The sequence below is a fragment of the Bacillus sp. FSL L8-0199 genome (assembly GCF_038005705.1).
GTDB lineage: Bacteria > Bacillota > Bacilli > Bacillales > Bacillaceae_G > Bacillus_A > Bacillus_A cereus.
On the sequence record NZ_JBBOTS010000001.1, the window covers coordinates 1,541,334 to 1,567,726 of the forward strand.

Consider the following 26,393-nt stretch of genomic DNA (forward strand, 5'->3'; position numbering starts at 1 on the left):
GTGCTAAATATACAAAAACAATGTATAATAGACAAAGTTGAGCAAAAACGTAGAATGGTAATCTATTTATATAACCTTACGTGATAACGTAAGGTTATTATTTTTTTAATAGGAGAGGAATTATGAAAAAAGTATTATTAGTTGATGGTATGGCACTATTATTTCGTGCTTTTTACGCAACAAGTGTCTACGGACAATTTATGAAACGACAAGATGGAACCCCTACGAACGGGATTCATGGTTATATGAAACACTTATTAACAGCTACGCAAGCGATCGAACCAACACATATCGTTACATGCTGGGATATGGGAAGTACGACATTTAGAACAGAATCGTTCTCGAATTATAAAGCAAATCGTGCAGCGCCACCAGAAGAATTAATTCCTCAATTTGATTTAGTGCAAGAAATGACTGCAAAATTATCCATTCCAGTTATCGGTATGAAAGGCTACGAAGCCGATGATTGTATCGGTACGCTTGCAAAACAATATTGCAATGAAGCTGAAGTTTATATTTTAACAGGTGATACGGATTTACTTCAACTTGTTGATAAGAGCGTTACAGTCATGCTTCTGCGTAAAGGAATTGGAAATTACGAATATTACACACCGGAGAAAATCATGGAAGAAAAAGGTGTAGAGCCGTGGCAAATCGTCCATGCAAAAGCTTTCATGGGAGATACAAGTGATAATTATCCAGGTGTAAAAGGTATCGGTGAAAAAACAGCGTATAAGCTTATTCAAGAGCACGGAACAGTATCCGCTGTACTAGAAAATGTAGGATCATTAACAAAAGCGCAGCGTACGAAGATTGAAAGTGATTTAGAGAACTTAAATATTTCGTTACAATTAGCCCAAATTCACTGTGAAGTTCCAATTTCATGTTCACTAGAAGAAGGGTTACACACAATGGATGAAGAAAAACTTAGATTTGTTTGTGAAGAAATGAATTGGGGAAGACCTGAAATATTAATAAATATGCTATAAATAGTTTGGAAAGAGGGATGTTGCATAAGTCGAACTTTGACTTGGTGACACCTTCTTTTTGTTTTTGTAAACAGTATTATAGTAAATAAAATTATGTCGAACTCAATTTTAAATATATAAATGTTTTGACAAGATATAATGATAAAAGTTGATGGAAATAGTAACTTTTATAATGAAGTGAATTAATTTCAACATAGTTTTAGATAATCACTTTTTTCGTGTTCACAAAGTTGTCAGAAAATAAACGGAATTTTCATATGAAGTTCAAATAGAATTCACAGCAATCAATTATTATAAGAACCACAGATAATTCTTTATCTTTTATATAAATCATCCCCCAAGGAGGACAATGAAAATGAGAAAAAAAGTGAGAAAATCTTTTAAACAATTATTAATTGAAAATAAACAATCACTATTAAATAATAAAGAAAATATGAAAGAAATCGAGGAGAGAATTGAGAAACGACATGTAGCATATAGTGGTGCCAGTAATTAAATAAAATAAAAAAGATAGCCTATATAGGCTATTTTTTTATTTTATATTGAAAAAATGCTAATCAGCTCTTTAATTTTGTAAATATGCAAGATATTTTTATAGCGTTTTTCTATCAATATTACTCATTTTTCGAGGTTGAAATTGGTATATACCAATTTTTGAGATTTTCTATTCATAATATTACAAAAAATGTTACAATACACTCAAATTTATACTATAAAATCATTTTAATATGAAAAATTGGAATGAAAAGAAAGGAGGGGAATATGAATAAAGATGTCGCTTTGAAATGATTATTATCATTTCATTAGGAGTTGATGTAAAAAGATGAAGAGATACGAAGAATTGGACTCTATAAGAGGGATTTCTTCATTAGTAGTAATGATCGGTCATCATTTAATGATTTTTTCAGCATTTCAAAATTACAGTTATGAAGATAATAAGCCATTTGTTGTGTACCTATTAAAAGAAACGCCTGCTCGTCTAATTTTTAGTAGTGGTAACGAATCAGTTATTATCTTTTTTGTTTTGAGCGGATTTGTTTTGTATGAATCTATTCAAAAAAACTATAGTAGCTATGGATCATACCTTTTAAAACGTATATGCAGAATATATATTCCTTATATTGTGGCAATAATTATAGCTATTGTATGCCAGATTACAATTAGTGAATATGGTATTTCTTATTTAAGTGAATGGTTTAATCGCTCATGGACGATTGAAAGTTCTTCAAGCTTAATAGCGCAACATATTTTATTGGTTGGGAAATATAATACAGATGCATATAACGGTGTAATTTGGTCACTTGTCCATGAAATGCGAATATCAATAATTTTCCCGTTAATTTTGATGATTTGCTTACGAAAAACGTTGAGGTGTTCATTACTATTATTGTTTAGTTTTAGTATATGTTCTGTCGTAATATTATTTTTGTTTCGCTCGGGCTTAACATTAACAAGCTATGCATTAACATTGCATTACACGGTGTTGTTTTTACTCGGAGCACTAGTTGCGAAGTATAAAAATAATTTAATAGTTTTTTATAGTAATTGTACTAAAAACACAAAAATTACATGGTTTTTATTTGCGATTTTACTTTTTATGTATGAAGGGCTTATAGGAGAAATTAAAGTGCTCAATAATTTTATATTTCGAGACTATGTAGTGGCGATAAGTGCATGTCTATTTGTCATATTAAGTTTGTCAATATCAACTTTGTCGTCCTTGCTACGTAATAAATATTTGTTATATTTGGGGAAGATTTCTTACAGTCTTTATTTATACCATATTATATCGTTGTTTTCCCTTATATACATGCTCCATGAAATATTACCGTTGCCAATTATTTTAATTTTTTCACTTGTTTTTTCGTTTATACTTGCAATGCTTTCGTATGTATATGTAGAAAAGTTTGCATTCGGAGTTGGAAAGTATGTAACAAAACAAGTGGATAGAAGAGAGAAAGGGTTATCTGTAAAGAGTGAATTGCAGGATGTTATTCAGAAAAGGGCGGTGAAATAATTGAAGCAAGAAATGAGTATAAAAGATTTTCAACAATTATTGAAAAGAAGATTCGTAACGATTATTTTAACGATGTGTTGTTTAACCGCTTCTTTAGTTCTTATCTCTATGTATGTTTTAAAGCCGTCATATCAATATTCAACGCAAATTCTTGTTGGGAATTTAGATGAATTTAATAAGGAAAATTCAACAAATAAAACACAAGAGAATAAGCAACTAGTAACATCGTATGTTGATATTTTAAAAAGTCCATTAATTATTTCAACAGTCAAAAAAACTTTGAAATTAGAGCAATCAAGTCATGAATTAGCACAAAAAATCTCGGTTGTGAATACGGACAACTCACAAATTGTAACTGTTACAGTAAAAGATTCCAATCCGAAAATCGTGAAAGACATTGTAAAGACATTGGCAGAGCAATCACAAAAAAGCTTTCAACAGTACACAAATGTACAAGGGGTGAAAGTATTAACGGATCCTGAGTTACAGGAACAGGCTGAAAAATTGTTTCCGAAATTTCAACTGATCATTCCTATTTCTTTAATTGTTAGTTTTTTTGTTGGAATAGGTTTAGCTGTATTTCGAGATTATTTTGATGAACGTATATACACGGAACAGGATTTAGAGAAAATAACAACAGTCTCTGTTATTGGTCACATAAATATGAAACAAAATAGAAAAAAGAAACCTACAGAGGTTGATAAAAAATCATCTACATATCGAGGTGAACATGTCGATGTTTAGGACAAAGAAGCAGCTGCCATTCAATTTGCATGATGATCTGATGAAAGAGCAGTTTTATACGGTGTATCACGAGCTGAAAAAATCCGGAAAACAACTGTTCACAGTTAGTTCAACGAAGGACAGAGGTGTTGTTGCCTCGCTTATAGTAAATATGGGTGTAGTGTTTGCGGAAATGAAAAAAAAGGTGTTACTTATTGATGTGAATTTTTCTGACCCTAAACTACATGTAGTATTACAAAGTGATCACATGATAACAGTAAACGATATAATAAGCTCTTCCTCCCGCAATTATGAATCTTTTTCTAGTAATTTGTCTAAATACTTATATTGTATTCCTGCAAAAAAAACAGTACATACAGGGACGCCCTTAGTTGCTATGGATGAATTTGATAATGCGATTGCTAAGTGGAAAGAAGATTTTGATTACATTTTCGTTTATTCTTCTGAAGTATTTGAACTTCCTGCTACGCACATTATTGCAGGGAAATGCGATGGAGTGGTTTTAGCAGTTAAAAAGCGAAAAGATTCATTACGTACAGTGCAAAAAGTAATAGCGGATATAAATAGGAAAGAATGTGAATTAATAGGTATAATTTTATATTCTTGAATGTGGGGGTAACGATCCATGATTCGTGAAACAAATCAAGCCAAGTTGTATACGATTCCGGCTCAAGAAAAGCCTAGCATATTGAATCGAAGTGTAAAACGCTTGTTTGATATTATATTTTCAATCATATTGTTACTATTAACAATACCAATTATGTTGTTCTTTTGTATTATGATTACTTTAGAAACATCAGGGGCTCCAATATACTTTCAAGAACGTTTAGGTATAAACGGGAAGAAGTTTAATGTATTTAAATTAAGGTCGATGGTAAAGGATGCTGAAATGAACGGACCACAATGGGCAAAAGAAGATGATCAAAGAATTACAAAAGTTGGATTGTTTATAAGGAAAACGAGAATTGATGAATTACCGCAACTTTTAAATATTTTAAGAGGAGATATGTCTTTTGTAGGCCCTAGACCAGAGAGAGAGTTTTTTTATAATGAGTTTGATGCGTATATTCCAGAATTTAAGGATCGTTTAATGGTAAAACCAGGCTTAACAGGATGGGCACAAATAAATGGAGGGTATAATCTTGATCCAAAGGAAAAGTTGAGGCTGGACATGGAGTATATTGAAATGAAAACGTTTCGGATGGACATCCGTATTTTATGTAAAACCGTTTTAATTGTATTGAACGGCAATGGTGCAAGATAAATATATATGTAAACAAACAACATATGTAAGTAGGTTACTTGCAAAGGAGAACTTGTATGGGTAGATCTATTCTAAACAATATTATCCATCTATTTTATAGTACGATTTTAGCTAACCTTCTTCAGGCCGTCAGTTTAATTGTTTTAGCAAACTTTTTTAACGCACAACATTATGGGATGTTTAGTGTTGCCATAGCAGTGACGTTTGTTATGTTATTCTTTACAGACTTAGGACTTAGTAATACGTTTCTTCGAGAAGGGGCAAAGGATGGAGCAGATTTAGAGCAGATTTTATCATCTTATATAAAAATAAGGATGATTCTACTTATTTTTATTTCTATCATCGGTTATATTGCTATTCATTATATGTATGAGGATAAAAATTTAATTTATATGATGATAAACGTAATGTTTTTCATGTTAATAGGATTAACTTGGCAAAACATAGGGATTGCCTATTTTCAACTGACGGAACGTATGAAGTATATAGCGCTCATAAAAGTTGTATCAGCATCAGTTGTCATTATAATTACATGTTTTTGTATTTTCGGAGAGTTACCGGTGTATGTAACAGCTCGCTTATATGCTTTTGGGTATATGATCGGTGGTTTATTCAGTATATATATCATGAGAAGAAAGACGAAAATGAATATGAAAGTCGTAATTCATAAAGCGTTATTTTGGCAATTAACTCCCTTTATTATTAGCGGTTTTTTAATAATGAGTACGCCACAATTAGCGCCTATCTTGCTTAACTATACATTGCCATTAAGTATGGTAGGTGTTTTTGCAGTGGCGTACCGGATGCCGGCAGCTTTATATCAAGTACCAGGGGTAATTGCAGGTGCATTTTTTCCGGTGCTCTTTAAGCATTATAACCAGAATAATATAGAAGAGCATACGAAATTAAATTTACTTCAAATTAAATCAATGGCGATTGTAGGAATATGTATGACGATCGGTTTATATCATTTAGCACCATACTTTATTTCTATATTTTTTCATGAAGAATGGAGCAATGCAGTAGAACCACTCCAAATATTATCATTTCTTATTGTGCTACAAAGTTTAAATATTGCCATTGCTGACGGTTTAACGACGAGTGGATGTCAAAATAAGAGAACTGTTGTGCAGTGTGTAGCATTGGTGATAGGTGGGGTTATGCTTTATAGCTTTAGTAGTCTTGGTGGAGTGATAGGAGCGGCATACGCTATGGTTTTATTTGAAATAGTCGCTTTAGTGGGATATATAGCGGTAAGTGTAGTGAAGAAAAAAATTGTATTCCAAATTGTAATACCGTATACAATTTATTTTGGTGTAACCTTTATTGGAGTGCAATATATATTGCATACATATCATTTAATTGCGCTTGTTCTTAATATACTAATTGTAGTAGCTGCCATATTCCTATATGATTATGAGCTAAAAAAACTTCTTCTTTCTTTTATAAGAAAAATACGCAAAAAGGATTATATTACGAAACAGGGGATATAGCCTATGGAAAATAATATGAAAGTATCGATGGGATGGATTATTCTTCTAATATTATTTGTTATGTTAAGTAAATACAATTTATATATTGGATTTTCATTGAAGATATATATGATTTTTTTAGTCATATATTTTTGTTTAACAATTAAAGACTTTCATATTCAAAAGTTATATTTTCATGAAGTTATATTTTTACTGTTTTATTTCATTTATTGTTTAAGCGGAATTCTTTCTATGTATTTAAATGCTAGTATTCGTATGATTTTTGGCGTGCTACTCGTTTTAGGATGCTATTTTATAATGAGAAATTTATTGGGGAATACTGAAATAGTGGTACTTGAATCATCTATTGCTTATGTAGGAATAGTATTTAATGTTGTAAGTCTACTACTCTATATAATCGGTTTACAATACTTTAGTTTATACGGTGGAGAAGAGAGAGAAATTTTTGCTGGATTATTAGTTGATAGAGGATATCCACGGTTAATTGGATTGCTAGATGATCCTAACATTTTTATTTTTTATAATACAATATTTTTTATGTACTATATGACGAATTTACAAAATGTCACTAACATCCTAGGGTTAATTTTATGTGTTACGACGAGTCTATTAACCTTTTCAAGGGGGGGGATATTAGCGCTTGTGCTTGTTGTTTTTGTATATATATGTATGTCTAGTTTCGCTAAAAAAATAAAAATAATTATGAGTTTAGTATTGTTTAGTGTAGTTATTTTTAGTTTATCGAATAGTGTAATGGGGGGCCAATTAGATGACATATTAAATAAACGAATTTCTGATTTTTCCCATGATAATGGAAGTGGTAGATTTACATTATGGGAAGCTGCTTTTAAATACTATTTATCCAATCCATATATCGGAATCGGTGCTTTTAACTTTTCGAATTATTATGAGTATCAATTTAATGAAAAATTATATGTACACAATACATTTTTAGAAATTTTGTCTGAATCGGGTACAATTGGTTTTCTTCTATATAGCGCGTTTTTATTCATATTAATGTTCAAGTTAGCGCAGCATACTTTGTTTCGTGAAAAACCATACCTTCTATTGACTATGATTGCATTTTTATTTCAGATGATGTCATTGTCACTCATTATTAACGAAGCGTTCTTTTTATTTTTAGCAGTTGTTGTGAAGTATATTTCAATATATGAAGGAAGGGGAAAGATAGATGGTAAAATGTCTATCAGCACATAATAAGGCGCCTCATGTTTCTGTAATAACACCTTCTTATAATAGTAGACGATTTATAGGTGAGACAATTTTATCTGTACAGAATCAATCGTATGAAAACTGGGAAATGATTATCGTTGATGACTGTTCAACCGACCAATCTGCCGCAAAAATTAAAGAGATAATAGAAGGAGACTCACGGATTAGGTTATTATCATTAAAAGAAAATGTTGGTGCTGCTAAAGCTCGGAATTTAGCGATTCGAGAGGCGAGAGGAAGGTACATTGCCTTTTTAGATAGTGATGATATATGGTTGCCGCATAAATTGAAGACACAATTGTTATTTATGGAAGAAATGAATATTGCTTTTTCATATGCGTCGTATAGTTTAATTGATGAAAATGGTAATGAATTAAATCGCGAAGTGAGTGTACCAAAATCTGTTGATTATCATTATTTAGTAGGAAATACAATTATCGGGTGTTTAACGGTGATGATTGATCGTGAAAAAATTCCGTATGTCGAAATGCCTAGTGTACAGCCGGAAGATACAGCGTTATGGCTGAACTTATTACATGAAGGGCATGAAGCAAAAGGGATACAGCAAGTATTAGCGAAGTATCGAATTGTAGCAAATTCTGTTTCGAGAAATAAAGTTAGAGCAGCTTTTCGGTATTGGAAATTATTAAGGGACCAAAAAAGTCTTAATGCAGTGCAAAGCTTTTACTATTTTAGTAAGTATGCTTATCATGCTTATAAAAAAAATAAAATCAATGTAGTTGGGAAGACGCAATTATGAACATACTGTTGATGACAGATAAATTGATAACTGGCGGAGCCGAAAATTATTTCTGTAAATTAGAAAATAATTTGCATTATGAGGATTTTAAGATTTATACAGCTGCAGGTGATGGAGAACTATATGAATCCCTTACTAGAAAAGAAAATTTTATATTACTTAGTCGATGGAATCATTTGAGAAATATTTATTATTTACGAAACGAAATTTGTAAACGAAAGATAGAACTTATTCATGCAAATAGTTTGCGAATGGTATTATATGCTTTTCTACTTCAAAAGTTTATTAAAAAAAAGATGAAAATTGTTTATACGAAACACAATGTAACGATATTAGAAAAGAAAATGCCAACGCTTTTTCGGTATTTCATGAATAAATATGTGAACAATATTATTACAGTAAGTGAGTTTGAAAAGAACAATTTAATTTCAATTCATGTAGCAGAAGAAAAAATAAATACAATTTATAACGGTGTCGATATTGAAAAGTTTTTATTCCAGCAGAAAAAGAAAGAATCTACATATAAAATAGGGATATTAGCTAGATTATCCAAAGAGAAAAACCATCAACTATTTGTCAAAATTGCAAATGTGTTGAAAAAGAGAAATGATTTTATGTTTTATATTGCTGGTGATGGACCAGAGAAAGAATCGATTATGAAAGAAATAGAAAAATATGGATTGCAGCAAAGGGTGAAGATGCTAGGGAATATTTCAGAGCCGCATGAGTTTATAGGGAATATGGACGCCTTACTTTTATTATCTTTTCGTGAAGTGTTTCCAATGGTAGTAATTGAAGCGATGGCTACAGGGACACCAATTGTTTCAATAGATGTTGGTGGAATACATGAAGCGGTAATAGATGGAGAGTCAGGTGTTTTGATATCTGAATATTGCGAATCCGAATTCGCAAGTGCGCTTGAGGAACTACAAGGGAATGAAGAAAAGGTAACTGCTATTAGATTGAAAGCACGAGAGAAAGCAATGAGATATTTCTCGTTAACTAAAATGATAGAAGAAACGAAAAATATATATGAATTAAACAAATGACCGAGTAGGTCGTTTGTTTTTTTTATTATAGAAACTTTTAAGAGACAACTCACATATTATATGAAAAAGGTAATATGAGGAGTGAATTTATTTTGTCAGAATATATTTCTTCCCAAGAAGATTGTGCGCCAGAAAGTAGCGTTCACATTGATTGTTTTGGGGCAGTTCCGAACTCAGGAAATGATAGTTCATTAGCAATTCAGCAAGCTATTGATTATTGTGTAGCGAATCGAATTTCGACGGTTAGAATTACAGGGGTAAATACGTACAAAATTGTAAAGCCGATTGTTATTAAATCAAACGTAAGATTAGAGTTAGATCCTACCGTAACGCTGCAAATTGATGGGGATTTTAATGCATTTGCGCTACAAAGTAACGCTTCGATAGTTGGTGGTACTATTCAAGTTATAAATCCATTGTTTCAATCTGCTGTTATTTATGTTTCTGGTTCACAACAAATCGAAGTACCTAATCAATCTGTTATATCAAATATAAATATAATAAATACAACTCCATCGTATAAAGGAAAAGCTATACATTTTTATTGTCAAAAGGCATGGGATTACATTAGTTTCTTTCAAGTTAAATTTATTCAAATTAAAAACTTTCAAACTGCAATATATTTGAAAACAGAGTATATAGATGATATCAATACACCTTGCTGGATTAACGCTAATGTATTTCAATCTATATTTATTGATGGATGTGGGTATGGGATTGAAGTAGATGGAAATAGTGATTTGCCAAATGAAAGTTCAGGAAATACGTTTCATGATATTCAAGTGCAATGTAGACAACAAACGAAAAAAGTAATTCGTTGTTCAGGTGCGTATAATACATTTGATTGTATGATTTGGGATACGTACCGGATGAGTAGTGAACAAATTGTCATTGAATTTTCTTCTAATTCTCATCGTAACTACCTTTTTTCAAATCTGCTTTCAACAACTATTGTAGATAAAGGTCAATATAATGTTTGTAAGTCTACTTATGAAGAATCCCTACGAATTCAGTTACCGTTGACTTTAAATAGACCTCATTTAATAGGGAATCAAGATGATATTTTAGTAAATGCTCAGCAGAAATATAACGTTAAGCAAGTAAGTGGAAAAGTGCCGTACGGAGGGAATCTCACAAATTGCTTTAATTTAATAGATGAACAAAGTGTAAACTATATTGACGTTCCAGATAGTAACCCAGTTGTCATTGAACTTGATTTTACGAAAAAACCAATACAAATGTTAAATTGTTTTGGAATGTATTTTGGATGGGGAGAGAGCCCAAAGAAAATTAAAATTGAATATGCATTAAGTGCAACTGGAAGTTGGGTTATCGCGTTGGATGTTCCATTAAATGTTGGGGATACAATTATCTCGAATATGAAGGCCAGTCAGTTATATAAAGTTAGAATTACATTAAGTGGTTATTCTCAAGATCATAAACGTTTTCGAATTAATCGTATCTTTGCAAGATCTTCTATGGAAAATGGGAGTGCTTGGTTAGCGACAACTGGCGGAAGGATGTTTGGAGATATTGAAATAGAGGCAAGTAAAGGTATAATCATGAAGACTGCTAGTGGAGTGAAATGGAAAGTTACTATTAATGAAGCTGGCCAACTTATTACGACTAAAATAACTTGAGGTGGTGTTTAATCGTATATCCTTGGACGAGTTACAACGTAGTGGAATATAGGTAATGAAAAAGAGATTGTAATTTGGTTTCAACCAAACTACAATCTCTTTTTTGTTTCAATTATTTCCACCAAATCCAAGTCCAAAGGTAATTTCGTACATTTCGAGGAGTAATGCGAATGAAGCGTTCACCGTCAAAGAAGCAATTTAAATTTGGAAGTGTTTCATCTGGATTTTCTGGAACAAAGGTGACGATGTTTTCGTTACTTGTAACGGTTACTGTAATTGGTGGGTCGGTAGGCGAGACTTGAAGTTGTAACGAAATATTGGCCGTATTTTTAAATGGATTATTAACAGGTGGACTTATTACTTGTACTGTGAATAACACGATAATTGTTTCGTTTGGTTCTAAATTAGTGGTAACTTGGAAACCGATATTCGGATTTGCTAGTGGAGAGCGTTCACCGTTAATAAAGACAGTGCCGTTTATAAATTGTAAACCTGCTGGAATGGTATCTTGTAAAGAAATATTTGAGAGTGAAATTTCGGCAGTATTTGTAATACGCACCGTGTAATCAAAATATTGATTTAAATAAGCTGAGCTGACGGAAGCATTTTTCGTGACTGTTGTAGTTATAAATTGAACTGGTATACGAACGATGTTTGAATTAACAATGAAAGTAATAATTGGATCCTGTGGTGTCAATTGAAAGGCAGCGGTAACTGTTGCAGAATTTATAATTGTACTGTTTGAAGGAATAGAAGTTACGAGAACTTGAAATGTTATCGTTGCTACTGAATCTGCAGATAAAGAACCAATATTAATACCAGTGTCTGGACGAACATTTGGAACGGGAGTATCGTTAATCGTTACGCTGTTTTCTATAAATGTTGTACCAGCTGGAATTGTGTCTATAACGGAAGTGCTGATTGTCGGAATTGGGGAGTGATTAAATACCGCTAATGTGAATGTAATGATATCTCCTATAACGACAATAGATTTGTCAGCTGTTTTTTCAATGCTAACCATCGGATCAACGACTGTCGTTGTAACAGTATTTGTTTGCTTTGTAACGGTATTTATTTTTTTTGTAATCGTAATAGGTGTTTCGGTTAGACCGACAATAGGCGTATAGGAAATAGTAGCATTATTATTGATTGTAGATTGAAGAGTAGTAGAAGATATTGCCACTTGGAAAGTAATAATAATAGATTCATTAGGAGCAAGATTTCCTAACGTAATACCATTTTCAGGATTTTCATTAGGCTGATTGATTCCGTTAATCGTAACACTACCAATAACGAATGCCGTATCTACTGGTGCAGTGTCTACTAAAAGAAAATCTTCGATAGTGATATTTCCATTATTGGTAATTGTAATGGTATATGTTAAAGTTTGACCAGGTAAGGCACTTGTAAAATCAACAGCTTTTATCGCAATGACATTATCATTTTGGACAGCAGTTGTGACGGTATTTGTTGTAGTAGTATTTGTAACAGGTACGTTATTTGGGTTGACTATATAGTTAAAAGTAGTAATTGCGTTGTTGTTTAGTTCATTTGGTGTTGGAATAGAAGTTACAGTTACTTGGAATGAAACGATAGCGTCTCCACCAATAGTTATAGTACCAATTGGTATACCGCTTACTGGATTCACCCCTGGAAGAGTTTCTCCGTTTACAATGACGCTATTTTCTATAAATGTAGTACCTTGAGGAATAATATCTTGAATGATTACATCATTTACTGCAACATTACCGGTTTGATTTAGTGTAATCGTATACGTTAACGTATCACCAACCGTTGCAAATGCAAGGTCAACAGTTTTATTACTATTCAAATTCGCGTGATTAATTTCTGTTGCTGCAGCTGATGAAATAATAGTTTCGGTAATAGGTGGTCGATCTGGTAACGTGTATTCATATTCAATTGTACTCGTGTTAGAGATAGGATTTGTTTGCGGAATCGAAGTAACCCGTACTTGGAATAGAACAGTTGCTGTCGTATTAGGTGGAATGTTATCAATTTGTATACCGTTAAGTGGATTGTCATTTGGACGAGCGTTTCCGTTCACAATAACACTATTCTCTATAAAGTTCGTATTTGCTGGGATGATATCTGTAACAATAATGTTTTCTATTTGTATATTTCCGTTATTTATGATGGAAATTGTATAAGGGATGATTGTTTGTAGGTCAGCATATTGGATAGGTGTTGTTTTTGTCGCAATTACATTAGCGGAAATAACTTCAGTGAAGGTAATATTGCTAGTCGATATTTGTTCTTCCACGTTTATTGTATAACGAGAAGTTGATTGATTTTGAACACGACCGCTGGCTGGAAGAGCTACGACGGTAACAGAAAATGTGACTGGGATAGAAGTGTTAGGAGCAATCGTTCCTACAAGTATACCAGCACTTGGATTGGCATTAAGCTGAGGAATGTTATTTACTAAAACGCTACCGTCAATAAAGGTTGTTCCATCAGGTATATTGTCTGTAAATACAACAGCAGTTGCATCCGTATTCCCCGTATTCGTTAAAGTTGTTGTATAAGTTAAAATGTCACCAATCGTTACAGAGGTCAAATCAACAGTTTTAAGTGAAACGATATCAGCATCATTAATTTGAACGAAAGTAGTATTGGAAGTAGTAGATTTTTGAATTGGTGCAAAGTCAGGATTGAAAAGAAAGTCGTAGACGATGTTTGCAGTATTAGGTGTTGGATTTACAGCAGGTAAATTCGTAACGGAAACTTGGAATGTTATTGTAGCCATTTGACCTGCTGCGACATTAGGAATGGAAAAGCCGATATTTGGATCTGCTGCAGGAAGTACAGTATTATTAACTATTACACTTCCTGGAATAAATACTGCTCCATCCGCTATAGTATCTGTAAAAAAGATGGAGTTAGTTGTAGTCGATCCATTATTTTGAATGAATACTGTATATTCAATGGTTTCATCAATGTTAGCTAATACAGTATTAGTGGACTTTGTAGCAATAAGAATAGCATCAATGAATTGTATGTTTGTAGCATTGGAAGAGGTCGTTTCTGAAATTGGTGGTGTGCTTGGGTCTGGTCGATACTCATAGTGAATGACGGCGATATTATTAATGTTATTTTGTGGCGGTATAGAGACTACGCTTACTTGGAACGTAACAATAATCGTATTATTTGGAAGAATTATATCAAGATTGATACCGGTAATTGGATTTTCGTTAAGTCTTGGTACGCCATCTACCAGAATGCTATTTGGAACGAATGTGGTGCCAGCAGCAATTGCGTCAAGTAGGAGAGTATTTGTAATAGGTATTGTACCAGCGTTTGTAACTGCGACTGTATATGTCATGATTTGACCGATACGTGTAATGGATCTGTTAGCGGATTTAATTGCACTAACATTTGCCGTCCGCACTTCAGTATTTACTGCATTTGATAACGATCTACGCTGAATAATTTGAGAACTAGGGTCAATTTGGTATTCGTACGAGGTGTCTGAAATATTAATGACTGCATTGCCAACTGGTATATTTGTAAGTTGTACTTGGAATGAAATAGTGACTGTTTCATTTGGTTGTATCGTGCCGAGAGTTACTCCGTTTTCAGGATTAGCGCCAGGCTGAATTACATTATTTATTGCTAAGCTATCTTCAATAAATATAGTACCTTCTGGAATGTTATCAATGAACACGGTATTGTTAGCTGGAACGGTTCCTATATTTTGTAGTGTATTTGTGTAGGTAATCATTTGCCCGATTGATGCGAAAGTTACATCCGCGCTTTTAACAGAAATAATATTTGCGTTTTGAAGTGATGTTGTAACAATGTTAGAATTTGCAGAGCGATTCACTGGTGGGGCTGTAGGGATACTTACATATTGGTAAGTTGCTGAAGATTGATTTACAATTTCGGTTTCAGTAGGTGGATTATTTGTTTGCACTTGAAATAGTATCGTTTTGGAATTGTTAGCAGGAATGGTTCCAATCGGTATTCCATTTTCAGGATTTACACCTGGCTGCAGGACGCCGTTAATTGTGACACTATCGGGAACAAATGTAGTCCCAGCTGGAATAGAGTCTGTGAAAACAATATTTATTGCGTCAATATTACCGATATTTTTCACTTCAGAAATATAAAGTATAGTTCCGCCAATATCTACAGTTGTTGGATTGGATGTTTTTGTAATTATCAATTGTGCTTGCATGAAATTTGTAATGACGATATTACTAGTAGATGTTTCAGTAATAGGCGGTTGCCCTGGGTCTGGCTGAATTGTATAAGTTGTGTTGGATTGATTTGTAATCGATTCTCGCGAGAATGAATCGTTAATAAGAATTTGGAACGAAATAAGGTGAGTAGCGTTTGCTGCTAAGGTAGGTAAAGTAACACCTACATTTGGATTGGCACCAAGTATAGCTGTTCCATTAAGTGTAAAACTATTTTCTACGAATGTAGTACTTTCTGGAATAGTATCTGAAAATATGAGATTCGTAGCTGGAATATTTCCGGTATTTTCTAGTGTTATTGTGTAAGTCAAAATATCACCTGTTGTTGCTTGAGGTGCATTGACTGCTTTTAAAGAAAGGATAGTCGCATCCGAAATTTGTGTGAAAGCAGGATTAGACGTAATTGTTCGAGAGATGATAGGAGCAGTTGGATCGGCGATAAAAGTATAGTCAATACGGGCTGTATTAGAAATTGGGTTCACGCTTGGTATAGATTGAACGATAACCTGGAATGTTACAGTGACGATTTCTGACGGTGTGATGGAGTTTAATGGTATTCCTACGTTAGGATCGGCACCTGGAACAGAAACACCATTAATGGTAACGCTATTCGGAATAAATGCAGTTCCTTCTGGGACCAAATCTGTTAAAGTAACTGTATTTGCAGTAGTATTTCCGTTATTTTGAACGACTACTGTGTAAGTGATTGTACCGTCAGTAGATTGTACGAGAGAATCTGTACTTTTAATTACGGATAACGATGCATCAACAACAGCTGTATTAACCGTATTAGACGAGGATGTTGCTGTAACAGGAGGTTGACTTGGATCGACAATATACGTGTAACTTGTAAGTGCTTGATTTATAATCGCTCCTTGCGGTGGAATAGAACTTGCAAGAAATTGGAACGTAATAGTAGCGGAATCACCTGGTGCGATAATACCAACTGGAATACCGAGAGTTGGACTTGCATCTGGAAGTGAAATCCCGTTGAGCGTAACACTATTTGGAACAAATAATGCTCCTTCAGGAACTCCGTTAATGAGTAATACAGAGTTTGCAGGGAAGTTTCCAGTATTCGTTAATGTTGCTGTATACGTAATTACATCCCCGATAGATACAATTGAACGATTTGCTTGTAAAACAGTTGTAACAGTCGCGTTATTAATTTGTGTTGAAGCGCTATTAGAATTTATCGTGCCTGTAACAGGAGGAGAGGCCGGATCAACGATAAATGCGTATTGAATAGATGCTACGTTTGTAATCGGATTTGAAGGTGGAGTAGATGTAACTATGACTTGGAAAGTAACGGTTAAGGAACTACCTGCGCTAACTGTTCCGATATTCACTCCGTTATTTGGATTTGCGCCTGGAATGGTACTTCCATTTACAGCAAAACTATTTTCAACAAAGGTCGTTCCAGTTGGAACTGGGTCTGAGAAATTTACATTCGTAGCGTTTGTATTGCCGCTATTTTGAATCGAAACTGTATAAGTGATCGTATCTCCAATATTTGCAAAGGCTGTATTAGCAGTTTTTACAGCTGAAAGTATTGCTGTATTAATAGAAGTAACGAAGACGTTCGTTTCCACATTGCCAGGCTGAGCTTGTAATGCATTGCCTACGTTATATTGGAAGTTAACAAATCCTAAATTTTGGAGTTCAGGTGTGAACGTTGTAGGATTACTTACAATTTGTACTTGGAATATAATTGTTACCGTTTGATTTGGAGTTATTGTATTTATGCCAACACCATCAATGATAGAAGCAGATGGTAATGGAGTGCCATCAACAATAACTGATCCTGCAACAAATTGTGCCCATGATGGTAAGGGGTCTGAGAATATAGCATTGTTAGCAGGAATATTGCCTGTGTTCGTAATAGTCGTTGTATACGTAATCGTATCACCAATCGTTGCAAAAGTTTTATCTCCTATTTTAATCGTATTTAAAATCGCACTTTCAATTTTTGTTGCAATGGTGCTAGAAGTAATATTTTTTGAAACTGGAGGATTAGCTGGATTAACAATATGTTGAAAGCTAACGCTAGCTTGATTAGTAATTGGATTTATAGATGGAATTTCATTGGCATTAATATGAAATGCTACGATGACAGATTCGTTTGGCGCGATATCACCGATTGGAACGCCTGTAATGATATCTGCATTTGGGATGCTAGTTCCGTTCAGTGTAAAGCTATTCGGTTCAAAGGAAGTTCCGTCTGGAATAAGGTCGGTAAAAATAACATTCGTTGCACTCACATTTCCGCTATTTGTAATTGTAACGGTGTAGGTAATATCCTGCCCGATATCTACCGTTGATACATTTGAATTTTTTTGTGCAGTAAGGATAGCGCTATTAATTTGTGTTGTCGTTGTATTAGATTGATTGGAAGTTGTAATAGGTGGCTGGCTAGGGTCAACGACATAATGATATGTGGTAGAAGCAGAATTAGAAATAGGATTAAGTGTTGGAAGTGTAATAACAGTTGCTTGGAATGTAACGATTGCCGTATTACCACCATTAATGGAACCAATATTTATCCCCGTTGATAAATCAGCGTTTAGAATGGTTTGCCCATTAACTGTGAAACTATTTGGAACGAAGCTTAAATTGCTATTAAGAATATCAATAATAGTTACATCAGTTGCAGACACATTTCCGGTATTAGGAAGGGTAAGTGTAAATGTTATTGTATTACCAACATCCGCAAAAGTAAGATTTGCTGTTTTGGTGCTAATAATAGTTGCGTTGTTTATTTGAAGGAGTGTAGTGTTGGAAGTAGCTGCACTCGATACTGGCGGATTCCCTGGATCAACAGTAAACTCATACGTCGTTGCTGCTGTATTTGGTGCAGGATTAATAGGTGGGATGCTGTTAACCGTAACTTGAAATACGATACTATATATTTCATTTGGTGGAAGTGTTGCAAGTACTACACCTGTATTTGGATTCGCATTTGGTTGTAAAACGCCATCGACTGTTAATGTGTTAGGAACAAATGTGAGTCCACTTGGTAATGCATCTGTAAATACAATATTAGTGGCATCCGTATTTCCTATATTCGAAATAGACGTAGTATAAAAAGCAGTTTGCCCGATATCTGCAAAGGAGACACTTTCATTTTTCGTCATAGATAATATAGCTTCTTTAATTTGCGTTGAAACGGGATTACTAATTGAAGTTTCTGGATCAGGCGGTGAGACTAATTGATACGATGTTGATGAGAAATTTACAATTTGGTTCTCGGTTGGTAATGACGCCACGTTTACTTGGAATGAAACAGTTACTGTAGACCCAGCTGTTATAGGCCCAATATTTACTCCGTTCGATGGATCCGAACCACTTTGAGAAACCCCGTTAATAGAAAATGAGTTTGCAATAAATGTAGTTCCGCTCGGCATTGTATCTGAGAAAATAACATTTTGTGCAGATGAGTTTCCATTGTTTGTTAAAGTAACAGTATAGGTGAGTGTGTCTCCAATACGACTAAAGGATTTATCGACTTGTTTTAATGAAAGAATGATAGCTGTGTTAATTGTAGTGAACACTGTGTTTGAAGTAACATTCCTTGAAACAATAGGGGCATTAGGGTCAGTGATAAATGTGTAAGAAGCACTAGCCGAATTCGCAATAGGATTTTGAACAGGAGTAGAAGTAGCGATAACTTGAAATGCTATTGCTATTGAGCTGTTAGGAGCAATTGATCCAATCGTTATGCCTGTATTAGGATTCAATCCAATTTGTGTGAGTCCATTTATTGTAACGCTATCAGTAATAAATGTTGTACCATTTGGTATAAGATCAGTGAAAGTAACATTCGTTGCATTTGTATTACCGTTATTCGTTAAAATTGTCGTATAGGTAATAGTATCGCCTAGTGTTACAAGGGTTTGATCGACCGATTTTACCATCGTTATTATAGCATCTAATACAGGGGTTGTAGCAATATTCGTTGAAGTAGAGGTAGTAGCAGGAGCGCTGTTTGGATCAACAGTATAAGAATATAAAATTGTGTCATTACCCATAATTGAACTGGAAGGAGAAACAGAAATAACATTTACTTGGAAAGTAACAGTTACCGTTTCACCAGGAGCGATATTTGGTATATTTACTCCAAGTGCTGGTTGCGCACCAGACTGCTGAACGCCATTTATTGTGACTGAATTTGGTATAAAAGTAGTGTTAGCTGGAATAGCGCTTGTGAAAGTAATATTAGTTGCAGCTGTATTTCCGGTATTTCTAATAGTAGTTGTATACGTAATCGTATCTCCAACTGAAACTATAGATTTATCAGCACTCTTTTTTGTTGTTAAAATTGCACTATTAATAGTTGTCGAAACCGTATTAGATACATTCGTTTGCGATACGGCAGGTTGGCTAGGATCGACCACATGTGCAAATTGTACAGAGCTAGAATTAGAAATTGGATTTATACTTGGAATGTTTGTAACAAGTACGTTGAGAGTAATCACGGCCGTTCTATTTGGGTTTATATTTCCAATCTGAATCCCGTTAGCTGGATTTCCGATTTGCTGTGTACCAGAATCGTTTGTAAGAGTGCCAGATATGAATGTCGTTCCATCAGGTAAAGTATCCGTAAAAATTATATTTTGTGAAGTGACATTTCCAGGGTTACTTAATGTAATCGTATAAGAAATTGTATCGCCAATTGTTGCGAAAGTTTTATCTACAGATTTGATTGCCACAATTTCCCCAGAATTTATTTGTGTCGAAACCGAATTGGATGTCGTACTTCTTGAAACGAGTGGGAAGTTTCGACCTGTCATAAATTGATAATTAATGGAAGCGCCGTTTACAACTGGTGAGTTTGGTCCGCCTGGTCCAATTGTGAAAATTGGATTTGGAATGCTAACTACTTGCACACGGAAGGTAACGTTTATAAAATCTCCAGCAATAATATCCCCAATCGGTATCCCATTCGCTGGATTTACTCCAGGTAATAAAACTCCGCCTACTCGAACGCTATCTTCTATAAATACTGCGTTATTTGGAATCAGATCTGTAAAAATGATATTAGTAGCAGTTGTGTTTCCTATATTATCCAATAAAACAGTGTACGTTAAAAATGAATTTCCAGGTGCTATGTCAGAAAATAGTCGATCCACACTTTTCGTTGCTTGAATAATTGCTTCGTTAATTTGAACTAAAGTTGGATTACTTGTAGCTGTTTCTGTCACCGGCGGCTGGGTAGGATCAACAATGATCGAGTATGTTGTGCTAGACTGATTCAAAGTTGGGTTTGTAGCAGGTATTGAGCCAACGATAGCTTGAAAGCTAATTGTTGTCGTTCCTCCAACTGGAATTGCGTCTAAAGAGATCCCGCTATCTGGTCTAAACCCAAGTTGTGGGATGGTATTAATTTGTACACTATCAGGAACGAATGAAAGTTCAAGTGGTAATATATCGATAAAAACAGGTGTGTTTGCGGAAGTATTTCCGCTATTGGTGAGGGTAGTTGTATACGTAATTGTATCTCCAACAGCAGCAAAAGCACTGCTTGCAGTTTTTGTTGCGATAACAGAAGCAGTATTTACTTGTGTAAAAGTTTTATTAGATTGAACTGTTCGTGAAACTGGCGGTTCATTTATATCTACAATAAAGCTATATTGAAGCGATGATTTGTTCGGGATTGGATTAGGGTTTGGAAGTGTTGTAATGTTTACTTGAAAACTGAGTGTAGCAGATGCATTTGAATTCAAGTTACCAATATTGATACCGTTTTGTGGATTTGCATTCGGAACGGTTACACCATTTATCTTAAAGCTATTTGGGATAAAGGTAGTACCGTTTGGAATTGTATCAGTAAAAATAATGTTGTTCGCAGTAGTATTTCCGGTGTTTGTAACAGCTGAAGTGAATGTAATTGTATCACCAATTGTAGCGAAAGTTGTACTAGCGCTTTTATTTATTACTAAAGTAGCGTCAATAATTGGTGTAACTGTTGTATTTGTTACGGTGCTACCAACAGCAGGAGATTGGTTTGGATTCACGGTATATTCATAATTTACAAGAGCATTATTTGTTAATGTGCCACTAGGTGGTATCGCTAAAATTTGTGCTTGAAAAGTAATGAATACAGTATCTCCTGGTGAAATATCTGCCAAGTGAACACCAAGTGATGGATCTAATCCTGGTTGTGGAACATTATTGATCGTTACGGAGTTTTGGATAAATGAAGCTCCTGCGCCAAGCCCATCTGTTAAAACAGTTGCACTAGCAGGGATATTACCTGTATTTGTTACTGCAATCGTATAAGTAACGATATCTCCAATTGCAGCATTTGGTGTGTTCACTGATTTTGTAGCGATAATCTTAGCGTTATTAATTTGAGTTGTTATTACGTTACTCAGCGCATTAGCCGATGCTGGAGGTAAGTTAGGATCTACGATGTACTGGTACGTTGTATTGCTTTGGTTCGGGATTGGATTTGGATTCGGGATAGAATTTACTTGCACTTGGAACGAGATGTTCGTATTTGCATTCGGATTTATTGAATCGATTGCAATTCCGCTCGCTGGATTGACATTAGGGAGTGTATTCCCGTTTACAGTAACACTATTAGGAATAAACGATGTCCCATTTGGAATTACATCTGTAAATATTACATTTGATGCAAGTGTGTTCCCGTTATTCGTTAAAGTAGTCGTGTACGTAATAATATCATTTACGTTAGCAAACTGTTTATCTGCCGATTTCGTAGCGGCAATTGAGGCGTTATTAATAGTTGTCTGTACAGTGTTAGAAGCAACCATCTGCATCACAGCTGGTTTGGATGGATCATACGTATATTGGAATGTTGTGCCTGATTGATTTGTAATTGGGTTTACAGCAGGAATAGTTGGTACAAAAACTTGGAATGAAACGGTACGTGATGAATTTGCCCCAATCGTACCGATCAAAATGCCGTTAGCAGGATTTGCATTTGCTATAGGGACACCGTTAATCGTTACAGTATTAGGAAGGAAGATGGTACCATCTGGAATGATATCTGTAAACGTTACATTAGTGGCAGGGATATTGCCGTTATTCGTTAAAATTGTTGCATAAATTATGACATCGCCAACATCAGCGAAATTTGTACTTGTTAGTTTCGTAGCAACAAGATTTGCGGTGTTAATTTGTGTCGTTACGATATTGCTAGTGGCATTTCTAACAACAGCAGGTAAATTTGGATCTGCGATAAAGCTATATTGTAGTGCAGCACTATTTTGAACTGGATTTGGTGAAGGTAAACTATTTGCACTAATTTGAAAAACAATGATTGTAATTCCACCTGCGGGAATTGTCCCAACTTGAAGACCAGCACTTGGATCAGCACCTAGCTGTAAAGCGCCGCCTATAAAAATACTATTTGGTACAAGAGTCGTACCAGGAGGGAGTATGTCGGTAACAACTACATTATTCGCTGGAGTATTCCCAAGGTTCGCTAAAGCGATTGTATATGTGATTGGTTGCCCAACATCAGCAATAGTTAAATCTACCTGTTTGACAATAACTACATTTGCTAAATTAATTTGTGTGCTTACAGTGTTACTTAAAGAGGTTTCTATAGTTGGTGGATCGCCTGGATTTAGAATAAAGCTATACTGTGTACTAGATGAATTTGTTGTTGGATTTTGTGTAGGTAAAGCAGTGACGGTTACTTGATAAGAAACAGTAATTTCACCGTTAGTAGGAATGGAAGGTAACGGAACACCGGCGTTTGGATCAGCGTTATTTTGGAGTACACCATTAATAAGGAAAGTGTTTGGAATAAAGGTAGTACCGTCTGGATTCGTATCAACGAAAGTAGGGCTATCAGCAGTAACACTTCCTGCATTCGTTAAAAGAATAGTATAAGTTAATACATCCCCAACAGTAGCAAACGCCCGATCCACTGTTTTTGCTGAAATGACATTTGCATCGTTTACTTGAGTAAATGTAGTGGTTGAAGTAGTGTTTTTACTTACAGGTGAAGCGTTTGGATCAACGATAAAGTTGTAGGAGATAGAAGCACTATTCGAAATAGGATTTGGATTTGGAATGCTAGTTATTACTACTTGGAATGAAGCTGTAATTGTAGTATTGGCATTGATGCTACCAATATTGATGCTAGCTGGTGTTGCGCCCGGCTGAGTAACACCGTTAACTATAACACTATTCGGTACAAAGGAAGTGCCATTCGCAATAGAATCGGATAGTAATACATTGTTCGCTGCAACATTTCCATCATTAGTGAGAGAAAAGGTGTAAGTTAATACATCACCAACTTCCGCAAACGTTTTATCTACAGATTTATTAGCATGGAGATTTGCTAGTCTAATTGTTGATGTAACAGAATTAGAATTTGCTGTTTTTGAAGTCGGTGGCAAATTTGGATTTACAGTATATAGATAAGAAGCGAAGGCATTATTAATGATAGGATTTTGGGTCGTAATATTGATGACTGTTACTTGGAAAGAAAGGGTAAAAGTAGCCCCGCCAGGAATTGTGCCGATAGGTAATGCGACGAGAGAATCTACATTTTGCAAAACTCCGTTTAGTGTTACAGTACCAGGAGTTAGTATCGTTCCATTTGGAAGTAGGTCTGTTAGTTGTACGTTATTAGCGGCTGTATTTCCACTGTTTGTAATAAGGATTGTATAACTTATCGTTTCGCCAATTGTGGCAAATTGTTTATTAGTTGATTTTGTTAATGTTACATTCGCATTGTTAATTTGAGTGGAAACGAGATTAGAAGAAATGTTTTTTGTAACGGGTGATTGGCTAGGGTTGACGGTATATTGATAAGAAGCACTTGATCCGTTAGATACGACATTTGACGCGGGTATTGTATTTACTACTACTTGAAATGCAACATTTTTTGTTGTTCCAGTAGGGATGGATCCAATATTCACGCCATTAGCGGGATTTGCGCCCACTTGTGTCGTGCCATCTATTGTTAAACTGTTTAGAACGAAAGTTGTTCCAGTAGGGATGACATCTGTAAAAATAACATTGTTCGCATTTGTATTACCTGTACCTGTAAAAGAAACGGTGTATGTTAGTGTATCACCAATATCTGCAAAACTTTTATCTACTGCTTTCGTCATTGTTACAGTAGCATTATTCACTTGAGTGGAGACAATATTCGTCGTATCAGTCCCACTTACTGCTGGTTGATTAGGTACAGGAACGTATTGATATGTTGTTGTTCCACTATTTAATATTGGGTTTGTTTGAGGGATAGAAGGAACGAGTACTTGGAATGAAATAGTAGTAGTGGAATTTGCGGCAATTGACCCAATTGATATACCATTAGCGGGATTTGCGCCAGCTTGAGTAACTCCGTTCACAGTTACACTCCCTGGAATGAAAGTAGTCCCGCTAGGAATCGGATCCGTATATACCACATTCGTTGCAGCGATATTTCCTATATTAGCTAAGGCAATACTGTAAGTTAATGTTTCACCAATATCGGTAAAAAGTTTGTTAACTGATTTTGTTCCATTAATATCTGCGAGGTTAATTTGTGTTCCAGCAGAGTTGCTTGTTGCAAGACCATTAAAAGTTGTTCCTCCAGCGATTGGTGTATATTGAAATGTAATATTAGCAGTGTTAGAGATAGGATTTTGACTTGGAAGAGAAACGACAGTAGATTGGAAAGTTACTGTACGAGAAGCACCATTATTAATTGTTCCAAGAGATATACCAGCCGCAGGATTAGCATTTGTTTGTGGTACGTTATCTACTGTTACAGTGCCAGGTATAAAAGAAGTCCCGTTAGGGAGACTATCTATAAAAATAGCGTTATTGGCAGGAAGAAGCCCGGTGTTAGGGATAGTAACTGTATAAGTGAGAATATCTCCAATTGCAGCAACACTTTTATTCACGCTTTTCGTCGCTTGTATATTTGGTGAGTTTATATTAATTTGTAAGCCGACTGTATTTAACATATATGCGTCTCCGTTAGTAGTTAAACGGATTGCGGCGGATACTTGTGAGTTTGTTAAATAAGGAGAAATATCAATGGAAGTAATGTCCCAGCCCTGTCTTCCTGCGGAGATGTTTGTACTTGTAGAAGCACTTTGATTTCGCGTTCCAAATGTCCCTGTTGTATCTAAGTTTCCTGCAGCATTATTCACTTGAGAACCGAAGAAATTATTTATAGCATTGTTTGGTCCAGATAAAGCATTTAATGAACTGAAATTTGGTCCAAATAAAGCCTGATCCCCGGTTAAATCTGCATCTCCTTCGGTAGAACTTAAAAATAATCTCCCGCTTACTGGTCCTCCTGAAGGTGTTAAAAATCCAGAAACAGATACATCGGCACTACCAGTTTCTGCAGAAACACGGTTACCAGCTACGTAAATAGTTAAATTTCTTGCAGGTAATGTCCCGTTTTGATAAGCGACAATGAGTGTCCATCCGGCCGAGTTAATGGATCCATTTGAAGCATCTAAAGGATCAACAAGTCCAGGGACAGCTCCTGTAGTATAAGAACCAGAACCTCCAGCTTGAATAAGAGTTGTTACGTCTGCTGAACGAGTATAAAAGCCAAATGTAATAGAGTTTGAAACGAACGTTTGATTTGAAGCTGTAACAGCTGAAGGAGTAATTGAGTATGTTGAAACGGGTGTTGTAAATGAAACGGGATTACCTAGAACACTCGTAATGTTTTGATCACGAGATAAATAGTTTCCTCCCCAAACGAGTTCTGCGTAAAGAATAGTGCTACCAGCAGGGATATTTAAAATAGCGGTAGAACTATTTTGTGTATAGGCTAACGTTGTACCTGCGGGAAAAGTAGGTACTTGTAAAGTGGTATTCGTAGTTATAAACGCACCAATTGCCCCGATTGTACCAGCACGGTTTTGATTACTAATTTTACTTAAGCCTAAAGTATTACCTGTAATAGCGAGTGCGCCGTTAGTGGTGGTAGAAAATCGATTCGTAATGGGCATGTTGTCACCTCATTTCCAATATAGTCTTGGTCAAAATA

12 protein-coding genes are annotated in these 26,393 nt (G+C 34.9%); 11 read left to right on the plus strand and 1 reads right to left on the minus strand.

Annotated features, from left to right (window positions below):
* The first annotated feature begins 122 nt into the window (after positions 1-122).
* The 11 genes from NST86_RS08110 (at position 123) to NST86_RS08160 (ending at position 11,189) form a co-directional block, all read left to right on the plus strand.
* Complete coding sequence (locus NST86_RS08110) at positions 123-989, plus strand: 5'-3' exonuclease (RefSeq protein ID WP_000757076.1); 867 nt, start codon at positions 123-125, stop codon at positions 987-989.
* 355 nt (positions 990-1,344) lie between these two features.
* The gene (locus NST86_RS08115; protein WP_001228048.1) at positions 1,345-1,485 is read left to right on the plus strand and encodes an FbpB family small basic protein; all 141 of its coding nucleotides are present in this window, start codon (positions 1,345-1,347) and stop codon (positions 1,483-1,485) included.
* A 327-nt stretch (positions 1,486-1,812) separates the two neighbouring features.
* Entirely contained in the window at positions 1,813-3,006 is a 1,194-nt protein-coding gene (locus tag NST86_RS08120; RefSeq protein ID WP_000833057.1) for an acyltransferase family protein, read from the plus strand.
* Positions 3,007-3,750, plus strand: a complete 744-nt coding sequence (locus tag NST86_RS08125) for a YveK family protein (protein ID WP_000807050.1) — start codon at positions 3,007-3,009, stop codon at positions 3,748-3,750.
* Positions 3,737-4,357 carry a CpsD/CapB family tyrosine-protein kinase gene (locus tag NST86_RS08130; RefSeq protein WP_016117499.1) on the plus strand — a complete coding sequence of 207 codons (621 nt, stop codon included), beginning with the start codon at positions 3,737-3,739 and terminating at the stop codon, positions 4,355-4,357. The genes NST86_RS08125 and NST86_RS08130 overlap by 14 nt, the downstream gene beginning before the upstream one ends.
* Positions 4,358-4,375: 18 nt before the next feature.
* Entirely contained in the window at positions 4,376-5,014 is a 639-nt protein-coding gene (locus NST86_RS08135) for a sugar transferase (RefSeq protein WP_016117500.1), read from the plus strand.
* 56 nt (positions 5,015-5,070) lie between these two features.
* Complete coding sequence (locus NST86_RS08140; protein WP_000533736.1) at positions 5,071-6,507, plus strand: oligosaccharide flippase family protein; 1,437 nt, start codon at positions 5,071-5,073, stop codon at positions 6,505-6,507.
* A 3-nt stretch (positions 6,508-6,510) separates the two neighbouring features.
* On the plus strand, positions 6,511-7,725 hold the full coding sequence (locus NST86_RS08145) for an O-antigen ligase family protein (protein ID WP_086423874.1): 1,215 nt from the start codon (positions 6,511-6,513) through the stop codon (positions 7,723-7,725).
* Complete coding sequence (locus NST86_RS08150; RefSeq protein ID WP_000237694.1) at positions 7,700-8,500, plus strand: glycosyltransferase family 2 protein; 801 nt, start codon at positions 7,700-7,702, stop codon at positions 8,498-8,500. The genes NST86_RS08145 and NST86_RS08150 overlap by 26 nt, the downstream gene beginning before the upstream one ends.
* Positions 8,497-9,549, plus strand: a complete 1,053-nt coding sequence (locus tag NST86_RS08155) for a glycosyltransferase family 4 protein (protein WP_001023684.1) — start codon at positions 8,497-8,499, stop codon at positions 9,547-9,549. The genes NST86_RS08150 and NST86_RS08155 overlap by 4 nt, the downstream gene beginning before the upstream one ends.
* A gap of 92 nt (positions 9,550-9,641) precedes the next feature.
* The gene (locus tag NST86_RS08160) at positions 9,642-11,189 is read left to right on the plus strand and encodes a hypothetical protein (RefSeq protein ID WP_000006055.1); all 1,548 of its coding nucleotides are present in this window, start codon (positions 9,642-9,644) and stop codon (positions 11,187-11,189) included.
* A 112-nt stretch (positions 11,190-11,301) separates the two neighbouring features.
* On the opposite strand, the gene NST86_RS08165 is transcribed toward NST86_RS08160, so the two are convergent.
* Complete coding sequence (locus tag NST86_RS08165; RefSeq protein WP_340933480.1) at positions 11,302-26,355, minus strand: DUF7507 domain-containing protein; 15,054 nt, start codon at positions 26,353-26,355, stop codon at positions 11,302-11,304.
* Positions 26,356-26,393 lie beyond the last annotated feature (38 nt).